Genomic DNA, 23,112 nt, shown 5'->3' with positions numbered 1-23,112 from the left:
CCTGATGATTTGGGCCGTGCATTTCCTGGGGCTCTATCTGCTGGCCAGTTTCGCGGACGTGGCGTGGCGCGACGCGGCGGGCGGCAAGGTCATCGGCCTGGTCTTCAGCCTGGCGTGTCTCGCCGCCATCGCCGCCGTGGCCTGGCGCGCGGCGTCCCAGCTTCGCCGGGCCGAGCCGGACGACACCCGCGCCTTCGGCCTGCGGATGGCGGTGGCCGGGGGCGTCATCGCGGGCGTCGGCGTGCTGTTTCAGACCGCGCCCCTGATGCTGGCCTGAGCCGCTCTGCCCTTCAGAACCAGGTTTTCAGGCCCACGACGACCTGGGTCTTATCCGGTTCGTCGCCGCGCGCCGCGATCAGGTCAGCGGTCGATCCCAGGGCGCGGGTCCATTCGACCCCGACGTAGGGGGCGAACTCGCGCGTGAATTCATAGCGCAGGCGTAGGCCCGCCTGGATCGAAGACAGGCCCGAACCCAGATCCAGGTCCGGCGCGTCGCGGGCGGACAGGGCGGCCTCTACACGCGGCTGCAGGATCAGCCGCTGGGTGATGCGCTGATCGTATTCGGCCTCGACCTTGGCGGTCAGGTCGCCGCTGGTGGACAAGAAGGCGGCGGCGTCGATCTCCCACCAATGGGGCGCCAGTCCCTGGACCCCCAGCACGGCGTGGGTCGCATCCGGTCCATCCGGGCGAAGATCCTGGCGCACCCCCGCCTGCAGGTTCCAGAAGGGCGATATGGCGCGGCTGTACAGGGCCTGGATTTCCGCCTCGTGCAGACGGCCGTGCAGGTCGCCTTCGCCCTCGGTCTTCCACCAGAAGCGATGGATGTCGCCGCCGGTCCAGCCCTGGGCGTCCCACAGATAGGCGTCGGCGCCGTCGCCAAAGCCGGCCTCAAGCCGGTCGATGACGACGGCGGTCGTGCGAACGTCGCCGTTCTCGGCGATCAGCAGGCGTCGCGAGGCGGCCATGGCCTGGGCGCCGAAGACGGTGTCGGCGGCATGGGCGGGGCCGGACAGGGCGGCGGGGGGCGGCGGCGCGCTGGGCGCAGCCATGCTCATGCCGCCCATGTCGTGACCCGCGTGGGGATCGGCTGTCGCGCCCATCGTGCTCATGTCATGGCCGGCGTGCGGGTCCGCCGGCTGAGCATCCATCCTGCCCATGTCGTGTCCCGCATGAGGATCGACGGAAGGGGGCATCGCATGGCCCGCGTGCGGATCAACGGTCGGTGTGGCGGCCCGCGCCGGCTGCGCCTGGTGATGGCCGGCATGGGGATCGACGGACTGGGCCTGTGCGAGGCCGGCCGCCAGCAGCAGGGGCGTCAGGGTCAGGAAAAGGCGGCTCATGCGGCGCCTCCATGCAGCGGGCGCACGGTCACGACGTTGAACATGCCCGCGTGCATGTGCATCAGCAGGTGACAGTGGAAGGCCCAGTCGCCCGGCGCATCGGCGGTCAGGTCGAAGGTGACCTTCGATCCCGGCGCGACATTGACCGTGTGCTTAGAAGGCTGATGGCCGGCTGGCCCGCCCGTGACCAGTTCGAAGAAATGGCCGTGCAGATGGATGGGGTGGGACATCATGGTGTCGTTGACCAGGGTCACGCGCACCCGCTCGTTGCGCTCGAACCGGATCGGCTCGACCAGTTCGGAGAATTTGCGCCCGTCGAAACCCCACATGAACCGCTCCATATTGCCGGTCAGGTGGATTTCCAGGCTGCGCGACGGCGGGCGGCGGTCCGTGTTGGGGTTCAGCGAAACCAGATCGGTATAGACCAGCACGCGGTGCGGCGCGTCCTGAAGCCCCAGCGGCCGCTCGCCCAGCCGGTCGGCAGGAGCGGGCGAGATCATGTCTACCCCGACGCCCACCGCCATGCCCGGCGGCGCCTTGGACGGATCGCGCATGGACATGCCGCCATGATCCATGGAGCCATGATCCATCGCGCCGTGATCCATGCCGCCCATGCCGCCCATCCCCATGTCGCGCAGGGTCAGGTTCGGCACGGGTCTCAGCGGCGGAACCTCGGCCGTCATGCCCAGGCGGGGCGCAAGTGTGGCGCGGCCCATGCCGGATCGGTCGATGGCTTCGGACACGATGGTGTAGGCGCGGTCCTCGGTCGGACGGACGATCACGTCATAGGTTTCGGCGACGGAAATCTGGAACTCGTCGGTCTCGATCGGGCGCACATTCTCGCCGTCGGCGCTGACCACGGTCATGGGCAGTCCGGGAATGCGGACGTTGAAGATCGACATGGCCGAGGCGTTGATGATGCGCAGACGCACCCGCTCGCCGGGGCGGAACAGGCCGGTCCAGTTCTCCTCGGGGCCGTGGCCATTGATCAGATAGGTGTAGGTCGAGCCGTTGACGTCCAGGATGTCGCGCGGGTCCATTCGCATCGAACCCCACATCCGCCGCTCCTCGAGGCCCATCCGGTCCGACCCGTCGATCAGGCCGGCCAGGGTGGTGCGCTGGCGGTTGAAATAGCCGGGGCTCTTCTTCAGCTTGTCCAGGATCTGGTGCGGATGCAGGAAGCTCCAGTCCGACAGGACCAGCACGTGTTCGCGATCATAGGCGACCGGATCGGGCCCCGCCGGGTCGATGACGAGGGGGCCGTAGTGGCCCATCGCCTCCTGCAGGTTGGAATGGCTGTGATACCAATAGGTGCCCGACTGGATGACCGGAAACTCATAGACGAAGGTTTCGCCGGCCTTGATGCCGGGAAAGCTGATGCCAGGCACCCCGTCCATCTGGAAGGGCAGCAGCAGGCCGTGCCAGTGGATCGAGGTGTCTTCGTCCAGGGTGTTGGTGACGGTCAGCCGCGCGTTCTGGCCTTCGCGCAACCGGATCAGCGGCGCGGGCAGGGTTCCGTTGACGGTCACGGCATGGCCCGTGCGACCGCCCACGGTGAACGGCGAATGGCCCACGGTCAGGTCGATGTTGGGGCCGTTCAGGGTCGGCAGGCCGGACGATCCGCTCTGGGCCCAGGCGGGCAGGGCGGCCTGCAAGGCCATCAGGCCGCCGCCGGCCGCGACGCCTCGCAACAGGCTGCGGCGGTCGAGGGGGAACTGGGTCATGCGTTCATCCGTCCTTGGCCGTGCATCAGACGGCCATCACCAGCATGGCGGCGGCCATGGCGATCATCATCAGGTTCTCGGTCAGGCTGACGAAGCCGAGCGGCACGTTGGACGCCCCGCCGACGCAGGCGCATTTCAGCTCTCGCTTGTCGATATAGACGGCCTTGAACACCGAGACGGCGCCCACGCCGCCGATGACCAGGGCGACCGGCGCCGACAGCCAGGTCAGGGCGCCGGCCAGCATCAGCACGCCCGCGCCCAGCTCCGCGAACGGATAGACATAGCCGTAGCCCGGCCATTTCTGGGCCAAAAGGTCGTAGTTCAGGAACATGGTCGAGAATTTCTCGACGTCCTGCAGCTTCAGCATGGCCAGCAGGCACATGGCCGTGGCGATGAAGTTGGGCAGGATCGACACGCTGGCCAGGGTTCCGAACCGCAGCCAGGCGATGGCGGCGGCGATCAGCAGGGCGACGGCGAACACGGCGAGGACGGGCGTATAGCTGGTCTGGCCCGGCGCGGGGACTTTCTGGCCGAAGAAGCGGCGCAGGTCGTCATGCCCGCCGATGCGCTGGCCATCGATGAAGGTCTGGGGCGTGGTCTTGACGTCGTGCCGGGCCTTGAAGGCGTCGGTCGCGGCGCGGCTCGTCAGATGTCGGTCATCGACCCGGTAGCCCTTGCGTTTCAGCAGCCACAGCGATTTCCGGCCATACGGGCAGACGTGTTCCGGCATGACCATTCGATAAAGGGTGGCGGTCTTTTCGGGTTGCGGCATCGAAGATCCAGACGGGCTGACAACGGGCTGCACCCCCTGTAGGGTCTGTACCATGGTACGGAGTCAAGCGATGGCGATGACGATCGGCGGACTGGCCAAGGCCGGGGCGGTCGGGGTGGAGACGATCCGCTATTATCAGCGGCGCGGCCTGCTGGAGACCCCAGCGGGCGAAGGGACGACACGGCGCTATGGGGCGGCCGATGCGGACCGGCTGCGCTTTATCCGCCAAGCCCAGACGGCGGGGTTCACCCTGGCGCAGATCGGCGAACTGCTGACGCTGGATTCAGGCACGGACCGGACCACGGTCCGGGCCATGGCGACGGCGCGCATCGGGGAACTGGATCGCCAGATCGCGGACCTGCAGGCGGCGCGGGCTGCGCTTCAGCGCCTGGCCTCCGACTGCGCGCGCAACGAAGAGGGACCGTGTCCCATTCTGAAGGCGTTCGAACGGCCCGTTACGGCGTGAAATCGATCGTGCGTTCGAACTGGGCGTCGACCGCGCGGCCCTGTTCGGTGATCGGCGTGACCTGTGCATCGTTCATCAGGGCCAGGGCCGCTTCGCCAAAGCCATAGCCGGGCTTGGTCTCTTCCAGAACCACGCAGTCGGTGACATGACCGGACGCCAAGGCGGTGCAACGCAGACGCACGCTGAAATGGTCCTGGGGCGCAACCGACGCCTTCTGCACCTGCGCCGGCCTGAAGTCGGCGCGCTCGCGCGGCAGAGCGTCGGCGGGTGCGCCGAGCAGGGTGGTCATCAGGGTCAGGCCGAGGATCAGGGTCATGGCGTGTCTCGCTTACGCCCTATTAAGATTTGACTGCGGCCGATGTTCCATCGCCCGACGAACTGTGTTCCGGTCGTGTCGTCCGAAACACAGGCGGCGTCACGCCGAGGGCGTCGCGAAGGGGCGCAACCGGTCGCGGTGGCCGGCGCACAGCGTCTTCAGCCAGGTTCGGACGGTGCGCAGGCGCGCGGTGTCGTGAACCTCGCGGTGGGTGGCCAGCCAGAAGCGCCGCTCGATCAGCACGTCGGGGACCACGCGCTGCAGCCCCGTGGCCATGAAACACGGCAGGACGCCGATCCCGCCGCCGGCGGCGATAATCTCCTTCTGGGCGCGTATCGAGGACGACCCCAGGTGCGGCGTCAGGCCGGGCCTGATCTCGTCCAGATAGCGAAGCTCGGGCGCATAGATCAGATCGTCGATATAGCCGACGATGTCGAAGTCGCTCAAAGCCTCGACCGTATTGGGCGCGCCATGGCGGGCCACATAGTCGGGCGCGGCGTACAGCGCCAGTTGATAGGGCGTCAGCGGCTCCACGATCAGCCGCGCCGCATCGGGCGCCGCCAGGGTGATGGCCATGTCCACCTCGCGGCGGCTGGGCGACAGGAAGCCGGCGTTGGCGGCCAGTTCGATCCGAAGCCTGGGACTGGCGCGACGCAAGGCGGCCAGCGCGGGCGCCATCAGGGTGACGCCGAACCCTTCGGAGGCGCTGATGCGAACCACGCCGGCCAATGTGTCGGGCTGGGTGACGCGCGCCACCGCCTCCATCGCCCCCTCGGCCTCCAGTCCGATGTCCAGAAGCTGGGCGCCCGCCGCCGTCAGGTGCAGGCCGGTGGTGGAGCGCACCACCAGCGTCGATTTCAGCGCGCTTTCCAGCCGGGCGACGCGCCGCCCGACCGTCGCCGCATCCACCCCCAGCCGTTGCGCCGCGCCGCCCAGCGAGCCGGCGCGGGCGGCCGCGACGAAGATGCGCAGATCGTCCCAGTCGAACATGACCTTGTCCATGCAAAAATGCAGATCGGTTCCTGCAACTTCGCATTATCGACCCTCGCGAGGCGATGCTAGCAAGGGCGACACAAGAATAATCACCACGGGAGACCTCGCATGCGCGACATCCGCCACTTCATCGACGGCGCGGCCTTTGACGGCGCGTCGGGCCGGTTCGGCGACGTGTTCAACCCCAACACGGGCGAGGTTCAGGCGCGCGTGCAACTGGCCACCACCGGCGAGGTCGATCGGGCGGTTCAGGCGGCGCAGAACGCTTTCGAAGGCTGGGCCTCGACCAATCCGCAACGCCGCGCCCGCGTGATGTTCGAGTTCAAACGCCTGGTCGAGGCGAATATGAACGATCTGGCCGAACTGCTGTCCAGCGAGCATGGCAAGGTCATCGCCGACTCCAAGGGCGACATCCAGCGCGGCCTGGAGGTGATCGAGTTCGCCTGCGGCATCCCGCACGCCTTGAAGGGCGAATACACCTATGGTGCCGGGCCGGGCATCGACGTCTATTCGATGCGCCAGCCGCTGGGCGTTGTGGCGGGCATCACCCCGTTCAACTTCCCGGCCATGATCCCGATGTGGATGTTCGGCGTGGCCATCGCGGTGGGCAACACCTTCGTGCTGAAGCCGTCCGAGCGCGATCCGTCGGTCCCGGTGCGTCTGGCCGAACTGATGCTGGAGGCCGGGGCGCCCAACGGCGTGCTGAACGTGGTGCATGGCGACAAGACGGCGGTGGACGCCATCCTGACCCATCCGCTGGTTCACGCCGTCAGCTTCGTCGGCTCGTCCGACATCGCCCACTATGTCTATCAGACGGGCGCCGCCAACCATAAGCGCGTCCAGGCGATGGGCGGCGCCAAGAACCACGGCATCGTCCTGCCCGACGCCGATATGGATCAGGTGATCAAGGACCTGTCGGGCGCGGCCTATGGCTCGGCGGGCGAACGCTGCATGGCGCTGCCGGTCGTGGTGCCGGTCGGCCAGAAGACGGCGGACGAACTGCGTGAGCGGATGGTCGCCGAGATCCCGTCGATGCGGGTCGGCGTCTCGACCGATGCGGGCGCACACTACGGGCCCGTCGTCACCGCCCAGCACCGCGACCGCATCGCGGGGTGGATCGAGAAGGGCGTGCAGGAAGGCGCCGAACTGGTCGTTGACGGCCGCGACTTCAGCCTGCAGGGCCACGAGAAGGGCTATTTTATCGGTCCGTCGCTGTTCGACCATGTGAAGCCCGAGATGTCTTCCTATCAGGAGGAAATCTTCGGACCGGTCTTGCAGATCGTGCGCGCGGAGACGTTCGAGGAGGCGCTGGCCCTGCCGTCCAACCATCAGTACGGCAACGGCGTCGCCATCTTCACCCAGAACGGCCGCGCAGCCCGCGACTTCGCCGCCCGGGTCAATGTCGGCATGGTCGGGATCAATGTGCCGATCCCGGTGCCGGTCGCCTATCACACCTTCGGCGGGTGGAAGCGGTCGGCCTTCGGCGACATCAACCAGCACGGCATGGAGGGCGTCCGCTTCTGGACCAAGACCAAGACCGTCACCGCCCGCTGGCCGGACTCGGCGCTGGAGCATTCGGACAGTTCGTTCGTCATTCCGACGATGCGCTGATCCCAACGCCGTCGCCCTCGGGCTTGACCCGAGTGCCGGTTGTCCGCCGCTTGTGCGATGACGCGGACGCACAGACGCTCCCGCCTCCGATCCTCGGGTCAAGCCCGAGGATGACGAGCGAGGGGCGGGGAGTGACGAGATATGGATTTCGCCCTTACCGACGACCAGCGCGCTATTCAGGACGCGGCGCGCGCCTTCGCCGACGCCGAACTGGCTCCGCACTCGGCCCGCTGGGACGAGGAGAAGCATTTCCCCGTCGATGTGATGAAACAGGCGGCCGAGATGGGGTTCTGCGGCATCTACACGGGCGAGGAACACGGCGGCATGGCCCTGGGGCGGGTCGAGGCGGCCTTGATCTTCGAGGAGTTGTCGCGCGGCGACGTGGCGACGGCGGCCTTCATCTCGATCCACAATATGGCCACGTCCATGATCGACCGCTTCGGGTCGGACGATCTGCGGGGACGGTTTGTCCCCTCGCTGGTGACGATGGACAGGATCGCCTCCTACTGCCTGACCGAGCCGGGCTCGGGCTCCGACGCGGCGGCGCTGCGGACGACGGCGGTGCGGGACGGCGATCATTTCGTGCTGAATGGGTCCAAGGCCTTCATCTCGGGCGCCGGAACGTCGGACGTCTATGTCGTCATGGTCCGTACGGGCGGGGAGGGCCCGAAAGGCGTCAGCGCCATCGTGGTCGAGGCCGGGACGCCCGGCCTGTCGTTCGGCGCGCAGGAAAAGAAGATGGGCTGGAACGCCCAACCGACCGCCATTGTCCAGTTCGACGACTGCCGCGTGCCGGTCGCCAATCTGCTGGGCGAAGAGGGGGCGGGTTTCCGCTACGCCATGGCCGGGCTGGACGGCGGGCGGCTGAACATCGCCGCCTGTTCGCTGGGCGGGGCGCGGCTGGCGCTGGAGACGGCGCAAGCCTACGTCGCCACGCGCAAACAGTTCGGCAAGCCGCTGGCCGAGTTTCAGGCGCTTCAGTTCCGTCTGGCCGACATGGCGACGGATCTGGAGGCGGCGCGGCTGATGGTGCTGCGCGGCGCCTGGGCCATCGACAACGACCACCCGGAAAAGACCAAATGGTGCGCCATGGCCAAGCGCCTGGCCACCGACGCCTGTTTCCAGATCGCCGACGAGGCGCTGCAACTGCACGGCGGCTATGGCTATCTGAAGGACTATCCGCTGGAACGGATCGTGCGCGACCTGCGGGTCCACCGCATCCTGGAAGGCACGAACGAGATCATGCGCGTGATCATCGCGCGGGAGATGGCCAAGTGAGCGACGCCGAGATCATTACACGCATCGAGAGCGGCGTCGGCCGCATCACCCTGAACCGACCCAGGGCGATTCACGCCCTGAACCGGACGATGTGCGAAACGATGATCGCCACTTTGCTGAGCTGGCGCGACGACGCGGCCGTGCGCTCCGTGCTGGTCGATCATACGGGCGAGCGCGGGTTCTGTGCGGGCGGCGACATCCGCATGATCGCCGAAAGCGGCGCCGGCGACGGTGTGGATGCGCGGGCCTTCTTCAAGGCGGAGTATCAGCTGAACGCCCTGATGTTCGGCTATCCCAAGCCGATCACCGCCATCGTCGACGGCATCGTCATGGGCGGCGGGGTCGGGATTTCGGAACCGGCGGATATCCGTATCGCCACCGAAAGGACCTCCTACGCCATGCCGGAGACAGGCATTGGCCTGTATCCCGAGGTCGGGGGCGGCTGGTTCCTGCCGCGCCTGCCGGGACAGACGGGTGTCTGGATCGGCCTGACTGGCGCACGGCTGAAGGCGGCGGACACGGTGGCCCTGGGTATCCACACCCACTTCGTGCCGTCCGAGGGCGTCGAGGCGCTGAAGACGGACCTGCTGGCCGATCCCGCCGATCCGTCGTCGGTCGCCGCGCGCCACGCAAAGGACGCGGGCCCCGCGCCCCTCGCTGCCCACCGTGAGGCCATCGACCGGCTGTTCGCCTTCGACACGGTGGAGGAGATTTTCGCGGCGCTCGAAGCCGACGGATCGGACTGGGCGGCGGCGCAACTGGCGACGCTGAAGACCAAGTCGCCGACCTCGCTGAAGGTCACGCTGCGCCACATCCGCGAGGGGGCGAAGGCCGCGTCCTTCGACGCCAACATGGCCGTGGAGTACGCCGTCAGCGGCCGGATCGGCGCGACCTACGACTTCCAGGAAGGCGTGCGGGCCGTGATCGTGGACAAGGACAATGCGCCGAAATGGTCCCCGGCGGACCTGTCGGGCGTTACCGACGCGACGCTGGACGCGCTGTTCGCGCCCCTGCCGGACAATGAAAAATGGACGCCGCTGCCGTGAAAAGGCTGGGTCCCCGCTTTCGCGGGGATGAGCGGAAGCACAAAGGGAGAGAGACCATGACCAAGATCGCCTTCATCGGCCTGGGCAATATGGGCGGCGGCATGGCCGCCAATCAGGCCAAGGCGGGCCATGCGGTCGCGGCCTTCGACCTGTCGCCCAGCGCGCTGGAGCGGGCCGCGTCCCAGGGCTGCACCCCCGTGGGATCGGTGGCTGAGGCGGTCAAGGACGCCGAACTGGTCGTCACCATGCTGCCCGCCGGTCCGCATGTGCGATCCGTCTATTCGGAACAGATCATCGGCGCGGCGCCGTCCACCGCCCTGCTGCTGGATTGCTCGACCATCGACGTGGAGACGGCGAGGACGGTCGCGGGTCTCGCCAAGGAGGCGGGCTACGCCTTCGCCGACGCTCCGGTGTCGGGCGGCACGGCGGCGGCGGATGCGGGGACCTTGGCCTTCATGGTCGGCTGCGACGAAGGTGATTTCGCGCGCGTCGAGACGGCGCTGGAGCCGATGAGCCGCATCACCATCCGCGCGGGCGATCACGGCGCGGGGCAGGCGGCCAAGATCTGCAACAACATGCTGCTGGGCATCTCCATGCTGGGCACGTGCGAAGCCATCGCCCTGGCCGAAAAACTGGGCCTGGACCCGGAGCGCTTCTTCGAGATCGCGTCCAAGTCGTCGGGCCAGTGCTGGAGCGTGACAAGCTATTATCCCTGGCCCGGCCCGGTGCCGACCGCCCCGTCCAACCGCGACTATCAGGGCGGGTTCGCCACGGCCATGATGCTGAAGGACCTGAAACTGGCGCAGGACGCGGCGGCCAAGTCCGGCGCGACAACGCCGCTGGGCGCCCAGGCCGAGGCTCTGTACGCACTGTTCGACGGCATCGGGCACGGCGGGCGCGACTTTTCGGCCATGCTGCAGATGCTGAGGGGGCGGCTGGCGGATTTGGACCCCGCCTGAAGACCCTTCGACTCGGTTTATTCTGACGGTCGGAAGGCCCGCGACGCCGCCCCGTTGCGGGCCTTGTTACCTGTTCGGGTCTGCCGATAACTGGCGCATTCTCGCTTGGATAATGGCGACGACGGCTTGGCCCTGTCGGACGTGCAGCGCCTCGTTGGCGATTGAAATCGCAGATTATTCAGCCCGCGTCCGCGCCGACTTCCATCGCACTTCTTTGCACAACCTGACCCGACGTCTCGCAAAATTGACGGAAATGCGACCTTCAGACGCTTGCGGGCCGGATTACTCCTGTGTCATGTAACCGCTTACATTCTGTATCGACGGAACTTCGACAAGAAGCCGGCACGGTGGGAATTCAGGGAGACGATCGATTGGACATGGCCGCACCGACCGCTGAGTCGACCGCCGGGCAGGAGGGTTCCCCCTTCGCCAAGGCCGCCACCATGCGTGACGTGGCCGAACGCGCCCAGGTGTCCGTCGCCTCCGTCTCTCGTGTGCTGAACGGTCTGGGCGTGACGTCCGACGCGACCCGCCAGCGTGTGCTCGATGCTGTGGAGCATCTGCGCTACGTCCCCCATTTCGGCGCCCGCAGCCTGTCGACCAGCAAGAACGACACCATCGGGGTCATCCTGCCCGACCTGTTCGGCGAGTTCTTCTCGGAGTTGATCCGGGGCATGGATTTGGCCGCGCGGGCGCATGGCAAGCATCTGATCGTCTCCAGCTCGCATGACGGCGCCGAGGACACCCTGGCGGCCGTCCGCTCCATGCGCGGCCGCGTGGACGGAATGATCGTTCTGTCGCCCCATGTCGGCGCCGCCAATCTGGCCAATGAGTTCGCCGGGCGGATGCCGGTCCTGCTGATGAACGCTGGCACGGCCGAGGCCGGGCGCGCCGCCATCGTCATCGACAACCACGGGGGCGCGGTCGCGGCGGTCCAGCATCTGCGCGCCACAGGCCGGCGCCGCATCGCCCATATTCGCGGCGCCGCCGCCAACGTCGAGGCCGACACCCGCGCGGCCGGCTATGTCTCGGCGCTGGACGACCAGGCGCCGATCATCGTGGAAGGCGACTTCTCCCAGGCGTCGGGGCACCGCGCCGCGACGCAGCTTCTGGCCATGCCCCAGCGGCCTGACGCTGTTTTCGCCGCCAACGACATGATGGCGGTCGGCGCCCTTCTGGCCTTTCAGGAAGCGGGCGTGCGCTGCCCCGAAGACATCGCCGTCGTCGGCTTCGACGACGTGCCCATCGCCGCCCTGGTGCGGCCCGCGCTGACCACCATGCGCGTCAACATCGCCGAGATCGGCCGGCGAGGCGTCGAACGCCTGATCGGCCTGGTCCAGGCCGGCCAGACCGGCGAGGCCGCCGACACCAACTGCGAAATCGTCCGACCGATCCTGGTCGAACGCCAATCCACCGCGGCGGTCCCGACCGCCAGGTTCAACAAGGGGTGAGGGACGTCATGCCGACGCCAACCGATCCCAAGGGAAGGGGAGAACTCAGGATGACCCAGTTCAACACACGCAACCTGGCCCTGGCCGCCGCCTCGGTCCTGGCCTTGAGCATGGCCGTCGCGGGAGGCGCGTCGGCTCAGAACGCGACCACCACGCTTCGGGGCTCGGTCTACGACGGCCAGACCGCCGAAGCCGGCGCTACCGTGGTCGCGACCGAAGTGTCGACCGGCTATGCGACCCGCGCGCGCGTCGGCGCCGACGGGCGTTATGTCCTTTCGGGCCTGCGTCCCGGCACCTACCGTGTCCAGGTCACCAGCGCTGACGGTCAGACTGCGGAACAGACCGTCACCCTGTCGTTGGGCCAGGTCGGAACCCTGAACCTGGACGTCGCCGGGGCCACCGCTCCGACCGGCCAGGCCACGGCCGGCGCGACCGAGTTGGGCGACATCGTCGTCACCGGCCGTCGCGTGTTCGAAGTGCGCACGCCGGAAGTCGCCACAAACGTCACTCAGCAGCAGATCAACAACCTGCCGCAGATCAGCCGCAACTTCCTGAACTTCGCCGCGCTGGCTCCGGGCCTGCGCGTGACCGAAGACGATACGGAGCGGACGATTTCCGCCGGCGGCCAGACCGCCCAAGCCATCAACGTCTTCATCGACGGCCAGAACCGCAAGTCGCTGATCAACGACGGGGGCGTGGCCGGTCAGGACGACAGCCGTGGAACGCCATTCCCTCAGGGCGCGGTGCAGGAGTTCCGCGTCATCAGCCAGAACTTCAAGGCCGAATACGAGCAGGCCGGTTCGGCCATCATCACCGCCGTGACGCGATCCGGCACCAACGAGTTCCACGGCGACGCCTTCGTCTTCTACCAGGACCCTGACTGGGTGGCGCAGGACGAGATCTCTCGCCGTCGCGGCGCCGAAAAGGCCCCGGTGCGTCGTCTGCAATATGGCGCCAGCCTGGGCGGACCGATCATCCAGGATCGCCTGCACTTCTTCGGCGCCTATGAACGCAAGGACGAAGACCGCATCGCCCAGTCGTTCCTGAACCGCACCGAATACAACGACTTCTTCGCCGCCGACCTGGGTACGGTGTCCACGCCCTATGAGCAGGACGTCTTCTTCGGCAAACTGTCATGGCAGATCGACGACCGTCAGCGGCTGGAACTCAGCACGGAATACAAGACTGAAGAGGACATCCGCGGCGCCAGCGGTCAGAACGCCCCCAGCCGCGCCGCCCGCAACAATGGCGAGACCCAGGCCTTCAACCTTCGTCATCAGTTCCAGGGCCAGCATTTCCTGAACGAGTTCTCGATCGACTATCTGAAGTCGAGCTACGAGCAGTCGGTTATTAATGGCGGTGACTATGGTCGTCAGTATGTGATCTTCAACGACGACTCGACTGGACCGACCGGCCAGCCCGGCTTCCAGTACAACGTCAACAACAGAAACTCGACTGTCTTCACCGCTGGGGGACGTGCCGACGCGCAATTCCTGCAGCAGAAAAGCACGACGATCCGCAACGATCTGACGATCCCAGACCTGGCCTGGATGGGAACGCACACCATCAAGATGGGTGCGAAATATTCGATGCAGAACTATTTTGTGCAGAAGGATTTCGGTCGCAATCCGACTTTCACATACGACGTCGATGCGCGACCAGAGATCAACGGTAGCCGTGAAATCCCCGTCGCCGTGGATTTGGGCGTGGCTGTGCCTCCAGCGGATGTCGATAACAATGTCATCGGGCTCTATATCCAGGACGATTGGCAGATCACGGACAAGCTCGAACTCAACCTCGGCATTCGTTGGGACTATGAGGACAATGCGGTCAACAACGATTACCGCACGCCCGATTCCATCCGCAACATGCTGTCGGCGATCCAGAATCTTCCGGGCTACGACTTCCCTTCTTACTTCAACCCATCGGATTACATCTCGAACGGTGATCGCAAGGCGTTCAAGGGCGCGTTCCAGCCGCGCTTCGGCTTCTCGTACGATGTGTTCGGCGACGAGCAGACGGTGATCTTCGGCGGCGCCGGCCGCTATTATGACCGCATCGGCTTCAACTTTGCTTTCGACGAGCGTTTCAAGCCGTTCCAGTTCAACAAGACCATCTATTTCACGCGAAACGGGACACCTATCCAGACAGGCACAGATGGTTCCGGCAACCCGACATTCACCAACACTGTGGCTTGGAACACATCCTATCTGACGCCTGCTGGGCTCGATCCGCTGCTGGCCGCAAGCCCGGGCGCCGGCGAGGTCTTCCTGGTGAAGAACGATTTCGAGCCGCCGCGCACGGATCAGTTCAACCTCGGCATCCGTCAGAAGTTCGGCCGCTGGCAGACCGCGCTGACGCTGGCCGCCGGCCATACGGAGGGTGAATCGGCCTGGTATATCGCCAATGCGCTCACCGAGACGGGCGGGCGCTTCAACGGGCCGACCCCGGGCTCGGTCGGCTTCTCGCAGTTCCGCAACCTGATCTTCTTCCAGAACACGGATAAGGAGCGCGACTACAAGGCGATCTATCTGACTGCTGACAAGCCGTATAACGCCGAGGATCGTTGGGGCTTCAACATCGCCTACACCTATATGGATGCGACGCAGAACGGCAGCCGCGACAATGGCTACGGCGCCTTCGACTTCGACTACAACACCCCGGGCCAGTCGCCGAAGTATCGCTCTTCCACGGACGAGCGGCACCGCATCGTGGCGTCTGGCACCCTGGGCTTGCCCGCCGACTTCCTGCTGTCGGGCATAGTGACCCTGGGATCGGGGTTGCCGTACAACATCAACGATTGCCCGAGCGCCCCGGCCGGCGGTCCCAACATCTGCTGGAACGCGGGCAATCCTGAGAAGCGGGCTTTCTTCCCGGGCTTCAACTTCGCCTATCGCCAGGTCGATCTGCGTCTGACCAAGGGCTTCGACGTCTTTGGGGGGCAGCGGGTCGAGTTCATCGCCGACGCGATCAACATCTTCAACTTCACCAACTTCAAGTCGTTCGATACCGGCTTCAACAGCCCGCGCTACGGCGCTGGAACCGAAGTCTATCTGCCGACCCGCAGCTTCCAGGTTGGCCTGCGCTACGCCTTCTAAACCCTGAGCCTAGGCCGTCTTTCGCTTGTCGGAAGGCGGCCTTTCTTTTTGATGCAGACCCAGTGAGCGTGCCCATGAATCGTCGAAACTTCCTGATGCGGACCACCACGGGCGCGGCGGCTGTGGCCGTCGGGTTTCCGGTGATGGCGGCGGCGCAGCAGGCGGGGGCGACGGGGGCGATGGCGGGGGCGGTCAATGGGACGCAGAGGCGGCCTTTGCGGCTGGATCAGGAGATCGAGGAGCTGCAGGAGCGGACGTTCCGCTGGTTCGAGAAGGTCACGGATCGGCGCACGGGCCTGACGCCGGATCGCTGGCCCACGCCGTCCTTCTGTTCGGTGGCGGCGGTCGGGTTCGCCCTGACCTGCTGGCCGGTGGGCGTCGAGCGCGGCTGGATAAGCCGGGCCGAGGCGCGTGAGCGGACGCTGACGACCCTGCGGTTCTTCCATGATCTGCCGCAGGGACCGGAAGCCACCGGCACGGCGGGTCACAAGGGGTTCTTCTATCATTTCCTGGACATGGAGACCGGGCTTCGGTTCGCGCAGAACGAGCTGTCCACGGTCGATACGGCCCTGCTGATCGGCGGCATGCTGTTCGCGGCCCGCTATTTCGACGGCCGTCACGCCGACGAGGCGGAAATCCGCCAGAAGGCCCAGGCCATCTACGAACGGATCGAATGGCCGTGGGCCGTGATCCGCGACAACCGCATCACCATGGGCTGGCATCCCGAGAGCGGCTTCATCCCCTCGGACTGGCACGTCTATAACGAGGGGATGCTGGTGCTGCTGCTGGCCATCGGCAGCCCGACCCATCCGGTGTCGGTCAATGTCTGGCACGAATGGGCCGCCAGCTATAACGAGAGCTGGACCGACCGCTGGGGCAGCTGGCATCTGAATTTCGCGCCCATCTTCGGGCACCAGTACAGCCACATGTTCATCGACTTCCGCGGCATTCGGGACGCCTGGATGCGGGGGCAGTCGGCGCAGTTGGGCGAACAGCTGGACTATTTCGAAAACAGTCGCCGCGCCGTCTACGCCCAGCAGAAGTACGCCCATGACAATCCGGGCGGCTGGGCGGGCTATTCGTCCGAGGTCTGGGGCCTGACGGCCTGCGACGGGCCGGGCGATTTCAAACAGATCATCGACGGCAAGGCGCGCGAGTTCTTCAGCTATTCCGCGCGCGGGCCGGGCGAGCGTGACGACGGCACCATCGCGCCGACGGCGGCGGCCAGCTCCATCGCCTTCGCGCCCGAGATCGTCGTGCCCTGCGTCAAGGCGATGAAGCGGACATACGGGGCGGGCCTCTATACCGAATGGGGTTTCCTCGACAGCTTCAACCCGACCCTGACCGTGCGCGACGGGCCGCTGCAACACGGCAGGATCGTGGACGGCGTGGGCTGGGTGGACGGCGACTATCTGGGCATCGACCAGGGGCCGATCGTCATCATGACCGAGAACCACAGGTCCGAGTTCGTCTGGCGCCATATGCGCGGCGAGCCCAATATCCGCCGCGCGCTCGACACCGCGGGCTTCACCGGCGGTTGGATGAACGGATGAGTTTGACGGCGCCCAGGCCCCATCTCGATAGACGTGGCGCGCTGGCCCTGATGGCGGGAGGGGCGGCTGCGGCCTGCACCCCGCGCCGTGACGGCGAGACCGTGCTGCGCTTCTGGGCCATGGGCAACGAGGGCGGGACGGTGGGTCAGTTGATGCCCGAGTTCGAGCGCCGCAATCCCGGGGTTCGGGCTTCGATCCAGCCCCTGCCGTGGACCGCCGCGCACGAAAAGCTGCTGACCGCCTACGCCGGCGCCTCGCTGCCGGACGTCAGCCAGATCGGCAATACCTGGGTGGCGGAGCTGACCGCCATCGGCGCCCTGTCGCCGACCCCGCCCGAGGCCGCGAACCTGTTGACCGATCAGTTTTCGGCGGTGCTGGAAACGAACGAGATCGTCGGCCGGGCCATGACCACACCCTGGTATGTGGACACGCGGCTGCTGTTCTATCGCAAGGATTTGCTGGCGCGGGCCGGCTTCGGGGCGCCGCCCGAGGACTGGGCCGAATGGAAGCGGGCCATGCACGCGATCAAGCGCGTGGCGGGCGGGGGCGACTACGCCATCTTGCTGCCGCTCAATGAGTTCGAGCAGCTTCTGACCTTCGGGCTTCAGATCGACGAGCCGCTGCTAAGGGATCGGGACACGCGCGGGAACTTCTCCAGTGCCGGCTTCGTCGCGGCCCTGGCCTTCTACCGCAGCTTGTTCGCTGAAGGCCTGGCGCCGCTGGCCTCATCGACGCAAATTTCCAACGTCTGGACCGAGTTCGCCAAGGGCTATTTCAGCTTCTACTTCTCCGGGCCGTGGAGCGTGGGCGATTTCCGCAGCAAGCTGCCCGCGTCGTTCCAGCCGAACTGGGCCACGGCGGGCGTGCCGGGACCGAACGGCCTGGGCGCCTCGGCGCCGGGTGGGTCGAGTCTTGCGGTCTTCAAGACCTCGCCGCATCAGGATGCGGCGTGGGCCCTGGTGCGCTATCTGTCCGAGCCGGCGGTGCAGGCCCGGTTCAACACCATCGTCGGCGACCTGCCGGCGCGCCAGAGCGCCTGGGACATCGCGGGCGTCGAACGCGACCCGATGCTGGCGCCGTTCCGGGGCCAGCTGGCGCGGGCCAGGGCGGTGCCCAAGGTGCCGGAGTGGGAGCGGATCGTGACGGAGATGCAGATCGTCGCCGAACGGATGGTGCGTGGCGAATACAGCCCCGAGACCGCCGCCGCCGAGATCGACCGCCGCGCCGACCGACTGCTGGAAAAGCGCCGCTGGATGATGGAACAGGGCAGGGCCGTATGACCGTCGCCGACCCCACTTTGGCGAGGGCCAGGCCGTCGCGCGGACGCGGCGCCCGCGAGCGGGCCGCCTGGGCCTTCGTCGCCCCGGCCCTGCTCGCCATCGGCCTGTTCTTCGCCATTCCGGTGATCGCGGCCCTGCTGCTCAGCCTTACCGACTTCGACATCTATGTCCTGGCCAACCTGGACAATCTGCGTTTCGTCGGCCTGCAGAACTATGAGCGGTTGCTGAGCAATCCCCTGTTCTGGGGCGCGATGAAGAACACCCTGACCTTCGCCGTTCTGGGCGTGCCGCTTTCCATCGCCGCGTCCCTGGCGGCGGCGGTGATCCTGAATGCGCGGGTGGTGAAGTGGCGGCCGATCTGGCGGGTGATGTTCTTCGCCCCCTATGTCACCACCCTGGTCGCGACGGCGGTGGTGTGGCGCTATCTGCTGCACACCCGCTACGGCGTCATCAACTGGGGGCTTGAAAGCATCGGCCTGCCCGCCGTGGACTGGCTGGGCGACCCCTCGACCTCGATCCCCGCCATCCTGATGTTCGTGGTCTGGAAGATCTTTGGCTACAATATGCTGATCTTCCTGGCGGTGCTTCAGACCGTGCCGGACGATTTGTATGAGGCCGCGCGCATCGACGGCGCCGGGCCGTGGAAGCAGTTCCGCCATGTGACCCTGCCGGCCATCGCGCCGACCATGCTGCTGGTCTCGATCATCTCTGTCGCCAGCTTCTTCCAGCTGTTCGCCGAACCCTATGTAATGACCCAAGGCGGCCCGGCCCAGAGCACGGTGACGGTGCTCTACTTCATGTACGAAGAGGGCTTCAAATGGTGGAACCTGGGCTCCGCCAGCGCCGTCGCCTTCGTGCTGTTCCTGTGCATCCTGGCCATCACCCTGGTTCAGCTGGCGGTGGCGAAGCGGGTGGGGGCGTATCAATGAAAATCCGCGCGATCCTGCTCAATCTGGCCGTCGGCCTCATCGCCCTGATCGTGCTGTTCCCGCTGGTCTGGATGGTGTCGGTCAGCTTCATGGCGACGGGCGAGGCGGCCGTCTTCCCGCCGCCGCTGCTGCCCTCGCACTGGACGCTGGAGCATTATCGCGACCTGTTCCTGAACCAAGGCATGGGTCGGTATCTGTGGAACAGCTTCGCGCTTGCGACCCTGGCGACCATCCTTGCTTTGGGCTTCACGGTCCCGGCCGGCTACGCCTTCGCCAAGCTGAAGTTCAAGGGGCGCGAGCGGCTGTTCCAGTTTCTGGTCGCCGCGCTGGTGGTGCCGGCCCAGATCGGCACCCTGCCGCTGTTCCTGATGTTGAAGTCGATGGGGTTGGTGAACACCTACGCCGGGGCGCTGGTCCCGTGGCTGGCCTCGATCTTCGGCCTGTTTCTGGTGCGTCAGTATGCGCTGAGCATTCCCGACGAGATGCTGGAGGCCGCCCGTATCGACGGGGCCGGCGAGGGACAGATCTTCCGCCGCGTGGTCCTGCCGACGCTGCAGCCGATCATCGTGACGCTTGGCCTGTTCGTCTTCCTGGGCAGTTGGAACGACTTTCTGTGGCCCCTGATCATCCTGACGGATCAGTCGAACTATACGCTGCCGGTCGCCTTGGCCGCGTTGTCGCGCGAGCATGTGCAGGACATCGAACTGATGATGGCCGGCGCCGTCGTGACCGTCGCGCCCGTGCTGATCCTCTTCCTCGCCCTGCAACGCTACTATATCCGTGGAATGCTCGCGGGCAGCGTGAAGGGGTGATCTTCGAAGCTGTCTCGCTTCCCTAATATCGTCATCCTCGCCCCTGTGGCGAGGATCCAGACTCCCGGTGGCGGACGTGCGTCCCCGGTTTTCACTGAGTCTCTGGATCCTAGGCACAAGGCCTAGGATGACGGTGTTTGGGGGCGAAAATGGAGTAGCGAAATGCGTTTTCTGACCTCTGCCCTCGCTCTCAGCGCCGCTCTCATGGCTGCGCCCGCTGCCGCGCAGGAGACGCGCGTTCTCGACAGCATGGATGACGCGGCGCGGTGGGAGGCCACGGCCTCCACTGATGTTTACGCCGCCGTCTCCGCCGTCGCCGGTCATGACGGACGGGCTGTGCGGCTCGACTACGATTTCGACAGCAAGGCGGGTTATGCGGTGCTCAGCAGGCCGTTGCCGTTCGACCTGCCCGACAATTACGAGATCAGCTTCTGGGTGCGCGGCCAGGGACCCGCGAACACCTTCGAGGTCAAGTTCACCGATGCGTCGGCCGAGAATGTCTGGTGGAAGCAGACGGTCCGCTACGACTTCCCCGACGGCTGGACCAGGTTCGTCATCAAGCGGCGTCAGGTCTCCAAGGCCTGGGGGCCCAGCCCCGAGACCGAACTGCGCCGCGCAGAACGGGTCGAGTTCGTGGTGGTGGCGGCCGACGGCGGGCGCGGCTTCATCGACATCGACCAGCTTTCGATCCGCCAACTGCCCGTCGATCCGGCCGTGCCGCCCCAGCCCATCGCCAGCGACGGCCGCTCGCCCTCCACCGCGTCGCGCGCCGTGGACAATGACCTAAAGACCGCCTGGACCCCGCCCGTGAGCGAGACGTCGGCCCTGACGCTGGACCTGGGTTATGAGCGTGAGTTCGGCGGCCTGACCCTGCGCTGGGGCGAGCGCGGCGCGGCGGCGGACTATCGCGTTTCGGTCTCGACCGACGAGCGGGACTGGCGCGAGTTGGCGACGGTCACGGGCGGCAACGGCGGCGTTGATTGGCTGAGAACGCCAGAGGCGAGCGCGCGCTGGCTGAAGCTGCAGCCGCTGCGGCCCGTTCCGGCGCCGGACGTGGTCGGTTCGTCCGGCGCGGGTCAGAGGCTGGGCGCGGCCCAGGCGACCACCTATGCGCTGAACGAGATCGAGGTCGAGCCCCTGGCCTTCGGCGCCGACCCCACGGTCTTCGTCGAGGCGGTGGCCAAGGAGAACCGGCGCGGCCTCTATCCGCGCGGCTTCTCGGGCGAACAATCCTATTGGACCCTGGTCGGTGTCGATGGGGGCGGCGAGAGCGGCCTGATCGGCGAGGACGGCGCCATCGAACTGCGCCGCGCCGGCCCCAGCATCGAGCCCTTCGTAGTGGACAACGGGCGGCTGATCACCTGGGCCGACGTCAATATCGAACAGGGGTTGAAGGACCGCGACCTGCCGATCCCGTCGGTGACCTGGACCGCCGACGACTGGAGGCTGAAGATCACCAGCTTCGCGGACGGGCCGGCCGATCAGGCGCAACTGTGGGGGCGTTACGACCTGACCAACACCTCCAGCCGGCCGCGCACCCTGACCCTCGCGCTGGCCGCCCGGCCGATGCAGGTGAATGCGCCGCGTCAGTTCCTGGCCATTCCCGGCGGCGTCAGCCCGGTCGAGACGATCAGCTGGCACGGCGCCGAACTGAGGCTGAACGACACAGTGCGGGTGCAGCCGCTGGCGGCCCCGGATATGGTCGCGCTGGCGACCTTCGATGCCGGCAGCGATCCGCAGTCCCTGATCCTGCCGTCTGCGCGCCGACCGGCCGCAGAGGTCATGACGACGACCGACGCCACAGGTCTGGCGGCCGGCGCCCTGACCTACGAGGTGACGCTGCAACCCGGAGAAACGCGAACGGTCGGATGGGTGTCGCAACTGTCCGGCGAAGACCTGGCGCCCGAGCCGATGGGGCAGGCGGCTGCGGTTCTGGATGTGGTCGAGGCGCGGCTGGCCGGCGAATGGCGCCAGAAGCTGGACCGCGTCGAACTGACCCTGCCGCCCGCCGCCCAGCGCATCGAGGACGCGCTGAAATCCTCGCTGGCCCATATGCTGATGTCGCGTCAGGGGCCGATCCTGCAGCCCGGCACCCGCAGCTACAACCGTTCGTGGATCCGCGACGGGGCCATGATGGCCGAGGGGCTGAATCGGCTGGGCATGGCCGAGCATTCCGCCGACTATCTGCGCTGGTACGCCCCCTATGTGTTCGAGAACGGCAAGGTGCCGTGCTGCGTCGATTCGCGCGGCGCCGATCCGGTGCCCGAGAACGACAGCCACGGCCAGTTCGTCTTCCTGGCCGCCGAAACCTATCGCTACACCCGCGACGAGGCCCTGTTGCGCCAGGTCTGGCCGCAGGTGCAGAAGGCCATCGCCTATATGGACGAGCTGCGCGCCTCGACCCGGACGGCGGCGTTCCAGGCGCCGGATCAACGCCACCTCTACGGCCTGCTGCCGCCGACGATCAGCCACGAGGGCTATTCGGACAAGGCGGCCTATTCCTACTGGGACGATTTCTGGGGCCTGCTGGGCTACAAGGATGCGCTCTTCATCGCCGAGACTTTGGGCGATGCGGACGCCGCCGCCCGCTATGCGGCTGCGTGGGATCAGTTCGCCGCCGATATCCGGGCGTCGATCACGGCGACGGCGCAGCATCACGGCATCGACTGGATCGCGGGGGCTGCGGATCGGGGCGATTTCGACGCCACCTCGACCACCATCGCCCTGTCGCCGGCGGGCGAACAGGATAATCTGCCGCCAGAGCTGATGGCGCGAACCTTCGACCGTTATTGGGAAAACTTCCAGAACCGACTGACCAATCGCACGGCTTGGAAGGACTATACGCCCTACGAATGGCGGCTGGTCGGCGCCTATGTGCGGCTGGGCCAGAAGGACCGGGCGCTGGCGGTGCTGGACTTCCTGATGGCCGACCGCCGGCCCGAGGCCTGGAACGGCTGGGCCGAGGTGGTGGGGCGCGAAAAGCGCGAGCCGCGCTTCATCGGCGACATGCCCCATGCCTGGATCAGCTCCGACTATATCCGCTCGGCCCTGGACCTGTTCGCCTATGAACGCGACCACGATCACGCCCTGGTGCTGGCGGCGGGTGTGCCGGCGGCTTGGCTGGACACCCCGGAAGGCGTCGGGGTGAGGGACCTGCGCACCGCCTATGGGCCGTTGACCTATGCCTATCGCAAGGAACGGCAGGGGTATGTGCTGACCCTGGGCGGCGGAGCGACGCCGCCGGGCGGGTTCGTGCTGCAATGGAAGGCGGGGCAGGAACGGCCGGAGCGGGTGCGGATCGACGGTCGCGCGGCGGCATGGACGGGCGATGAGTTGGCGATCCCGGCGGGCGCGCGGCGGGTCGTCCTGAATTGATCCTTCTCCCCTTGGGATAAGTCCCAAACGCTAACTTGCTAGAATCAAACGATATTTTGTGCTATGAAGTTCATACACGATGTATGCACGTCACGGCAGATCAATGACT

18 protein-coding genes are annotated in these 23,112 nt (G+C 66.6%); 13 read left to right on the top strand and 5 right to left on the bottom strand.

Translation table 11 applies throughout. The annotated features are described in order from the left end of the window. Positions 1-4: 4 nt before the first annotated feature. A complete protein-coding gene (locus tag RTU05_RS01375) occupies positions 5-277 on the top strand; it encodes a hypothetical protein (RefSeq protein ID WP_312595090.1) in 273 nt (90 codons plus the stop codon). A gap of 13 nt (positions 278-290) precedes the next feature. On the opposite strand, the gene RTU05_RS01370 is transcribed toward RTU05_RS01375, so the two are convergent. Genes RTU05_RS01370 through RTU05_RS01360 form a run of 3 tightly spaced genes read right to left on the bottom strand, consistent with a single transcriptional unit; the run spans position 291 to position 3,836 of the window. Next, complete coding sequence (locus RTU05_RS01370) at positions 291-1,340, bottom strand: copper resistance protein B (RefSeq protein ID WP_312595088.1); 1,050 nt, start codon at positions 1,338-1,340, stop codon at positions 291-293. After that, positions 1,337-3,064 (bottom strand): copper resistance system multicopper oxidase, encoded by a 1,728-nt coding sequence (locus tag RTU05_RS01365; RefSeq protein WP_312595086.1) that lies wholly within the window; start codon positions 3,062-3,064, stop codon positions 1,337-1,339. The genes RTU05_RS01370 and RTU05_RS01365 overlap by 4 nt, the downstream gene beginning before the upstream one ends. 25 nt (positions 3,065-3,089) lie before the next feature. Continuing rightward, positions 3,090-3,836, bottom strand: a complete 747-nt coding sequence (locus tag RTU05_RS01360; RefSeq protein ID WP_312595084.1) for a MauE/DoxX family redox-associated membrane protein — start codon at positions 3,834-3,836, stop codon at positions 3,090-3,092. A gap of 70 nt (positions 3,837-3,906) precedes the next feature. Between RTU05_RS01360 and RTU05_RS01355 the strand changes: the two genes are divergently transcribed. Beyond that, positions 3,907-4,302 (top strand): MerR family DNA-binding protein, encoded by a 396-nt coding sequence (locus RTU05_RS01355; RefSeq protein WP_312595082.1) that lies wholly within the window; start codon positions 3,907-3,909, stop codon positions 4,300-4,302. Here RTU05_RS01355 and RTU05_RS01350 read toward each other — a convergent pair. Together RTU05_RS01350 and RTU05_RS01345 are read right to left on the bottom strand one after the other, a co-directional pair. Further along, positions 4,292-4,618: an energy transducer TonB gene (locus tag RTU05_RS01350; protein ID WP_312595080.1), complete on the bottom strand. Its 327-nt coding sequence runs from the start codon at positions 4,616-4,618 to the stop codon at positions 4,292-4,294. The two genes, RTU05_RS01355 and RTU05_RS01350, sit on opposite strands and share 11 nt — an antisense overlap. Positions 4,619-4,717: 99 nt before the next feature. Then, positions 4,718-5,608 (bottom strand): LysR family transcriptional regulator, encoded by an 891-nt coding sequence (locus tag RTU05_RS01345; RefSeq protein WP_312595078.1) that lies wholly within the window; start codon positions 5,606-5,608, stop codon positions 4,718-4,720. A 111-nt stretch (positions 5,609-5,719) separates the two neighbouring features. Here RTU05_RS01345 and RTU05_RS01340 point away from each other — a divergent pair, with 111 nt between their 5' ends. The 11 genes from RTU05_RS01340 to RTU05_RS01290 all read left to right on the top strand — a co-directional run bounded on the left by RTU05_RS01340 (position 5,720) and on the right by RTU05_RS01290 (position 23,003). Then, complete coding sequence (locus tag RTU05_RS01340) at positions 5,720-7,222, top strand: CoA-acylating methylmalonate-semialdehyde dehydrogenase (RefSeq protein ID WP_312595076.1); 1,503 nt, start codon at positions 5,720-5,722, stop codon at positions 7,220-7,222. 141 nt (positions 7,223-7,363) lie between these two features. After that, on the top strand, positions 7,364-8,500 hold the full coding sequence (locus RTU05_RS01335) for an isobutyryl-CoA dehydrogenase (protein ID WP_312595074.1): 1,137 nt from the start codon (positions 7,364-7,366) through the stop codon (positions 8,498-8,500). Then, a complete protein-coding gene (locus RTU05_RS01330; RefSeq protein WP_312595072.1) occupies positions 8,497-9,546 on the top strand; it encodes an enoyl-CoA hydratase/isomerase family protein in 1,050 nt (349 codons plus the stop codon). The genes RTU05_RS01335 and RTU05_RS01330 overlap by 4 nt, the downstream gene beginning before the upstream one ends. Before the next feature lie 56 nt (positions 9,547-9,602). Next, positions 9,603-10,505 carry a 3-hydroxyisobutyrate dehydrogenase gene (gene mmsB, locus RTU05_RS01325; RefSeq protein WP_312595070.1) on the top strand — a complete coding sequence of 301 codons (903 nt, stop codon included), beginning with the start codon at positions 9,603-9,605 and terminating at the stop codon, positions 10,503-10,505. A gap of 377 nt (positions 10,506-10,882) precedes the next feature. Next, on the top strand, positions 10,883-11,956 hold the full coding sequence (locus RTU05_RS01320; RefSeq protein WP_312595068.1) for a LacI family DNA-binding transcriptional regulator: 1,074 nt from the start codon (positions 10,883-10,885) through the stop codon (positions 11,954-11,956). Between the two features lie 50 nt (positions 11,957-12,006). Further along, the gene (locus RTU05_RS01315; RefSeq protein WP_312595066.1) at positions 12,007-15,054 is read left to right on the top strand and encodes a TonB-dependent receptor; all 3,048 of its coding nucleotides are present in this window, start codon (positions 12,007-12,009) and stop codon (positions 15,052-15,054) included. A 74-nt stretch (positions 15,055-15,128) separates the two neighbouring features. Then, positions 15,129-16,607: a glucoamylase family protein gene (locus tag RTU05_RS01310; RefSeq protein ID WP_312595064.1), complete on the top strand. Its 1,479-nt coding sequence runs from the start codon at positions 15,129-15,131 to the stop codon at positions 16,605-16,607. Further along, positions 16,604-17,887, top strand: coding sequence for an extracellular solute-binding protein (locus RTU05_RS01305; RefSeq protein WP_312595062.1), 1,284 nt, complete (start codon positions 16,604-16,606; stop codon positions 17,885-17,887). The genes RTU05_RS01310 and RTU05_RS01305 overlap by 4 nt, the downstream gene beginning before the upstream one ends. Next, a complete protein-coding gene (locus tag RTU05_RS01300; RefSeq protein WP_312595061.1) occupies positions 17,884-18,816 on the top strand; it encodes a sugar ABC transporter permease in 933 nt (310 codons plus the stop codon). The genes RTU05_RS01305 and RTU05_RS01300 overlap by 4 nt, the downstream gene beginning before the upstream one ends. Further along, positions 18,813-19,628 carry a carbohydrate ABC transporter permease gene (locus tag RTU05_RS01295; protein ID WP_312595059.1) on the top strand — a complete coding sequence of 272 codons (816 nt, stop codon included), beginning with the start codon at positions 18,813-18,815 and terminating at the stop codon, positions 19,626-19,628. The genes RTU05_RS01300 and RTU05_RS01295 overlap by 4 nt, the downstream gene beginning before the upstream one ends. A 162-nt stretch (positions 19,629-19,790) precedes the next feature. Further along, positions 19,791-23,003, top strand: coding sequence for a discoidin domain-containing protein (locus tag RTU05_RS01290; RefSeq protein WP_312595057.1), 3,213 nt, complete (start codon positions 19,791-19,793; stop codon positions 23,001-23,003). Positions 23,004-23,112: the final 109 nt, after the last annotated feature.

Source organism: Brevundimonas sp., assembly GCF_032017145.1.
Taxonomy (GTDB): Bacteria; Pseudomonadota; Alphaproteobacteria; order Caulobacterales; family Caulobacteraceae; genus Brevundimonas.
This window is presented reverse-complemented; position numbering and strand designations above follow the sequence as displayed.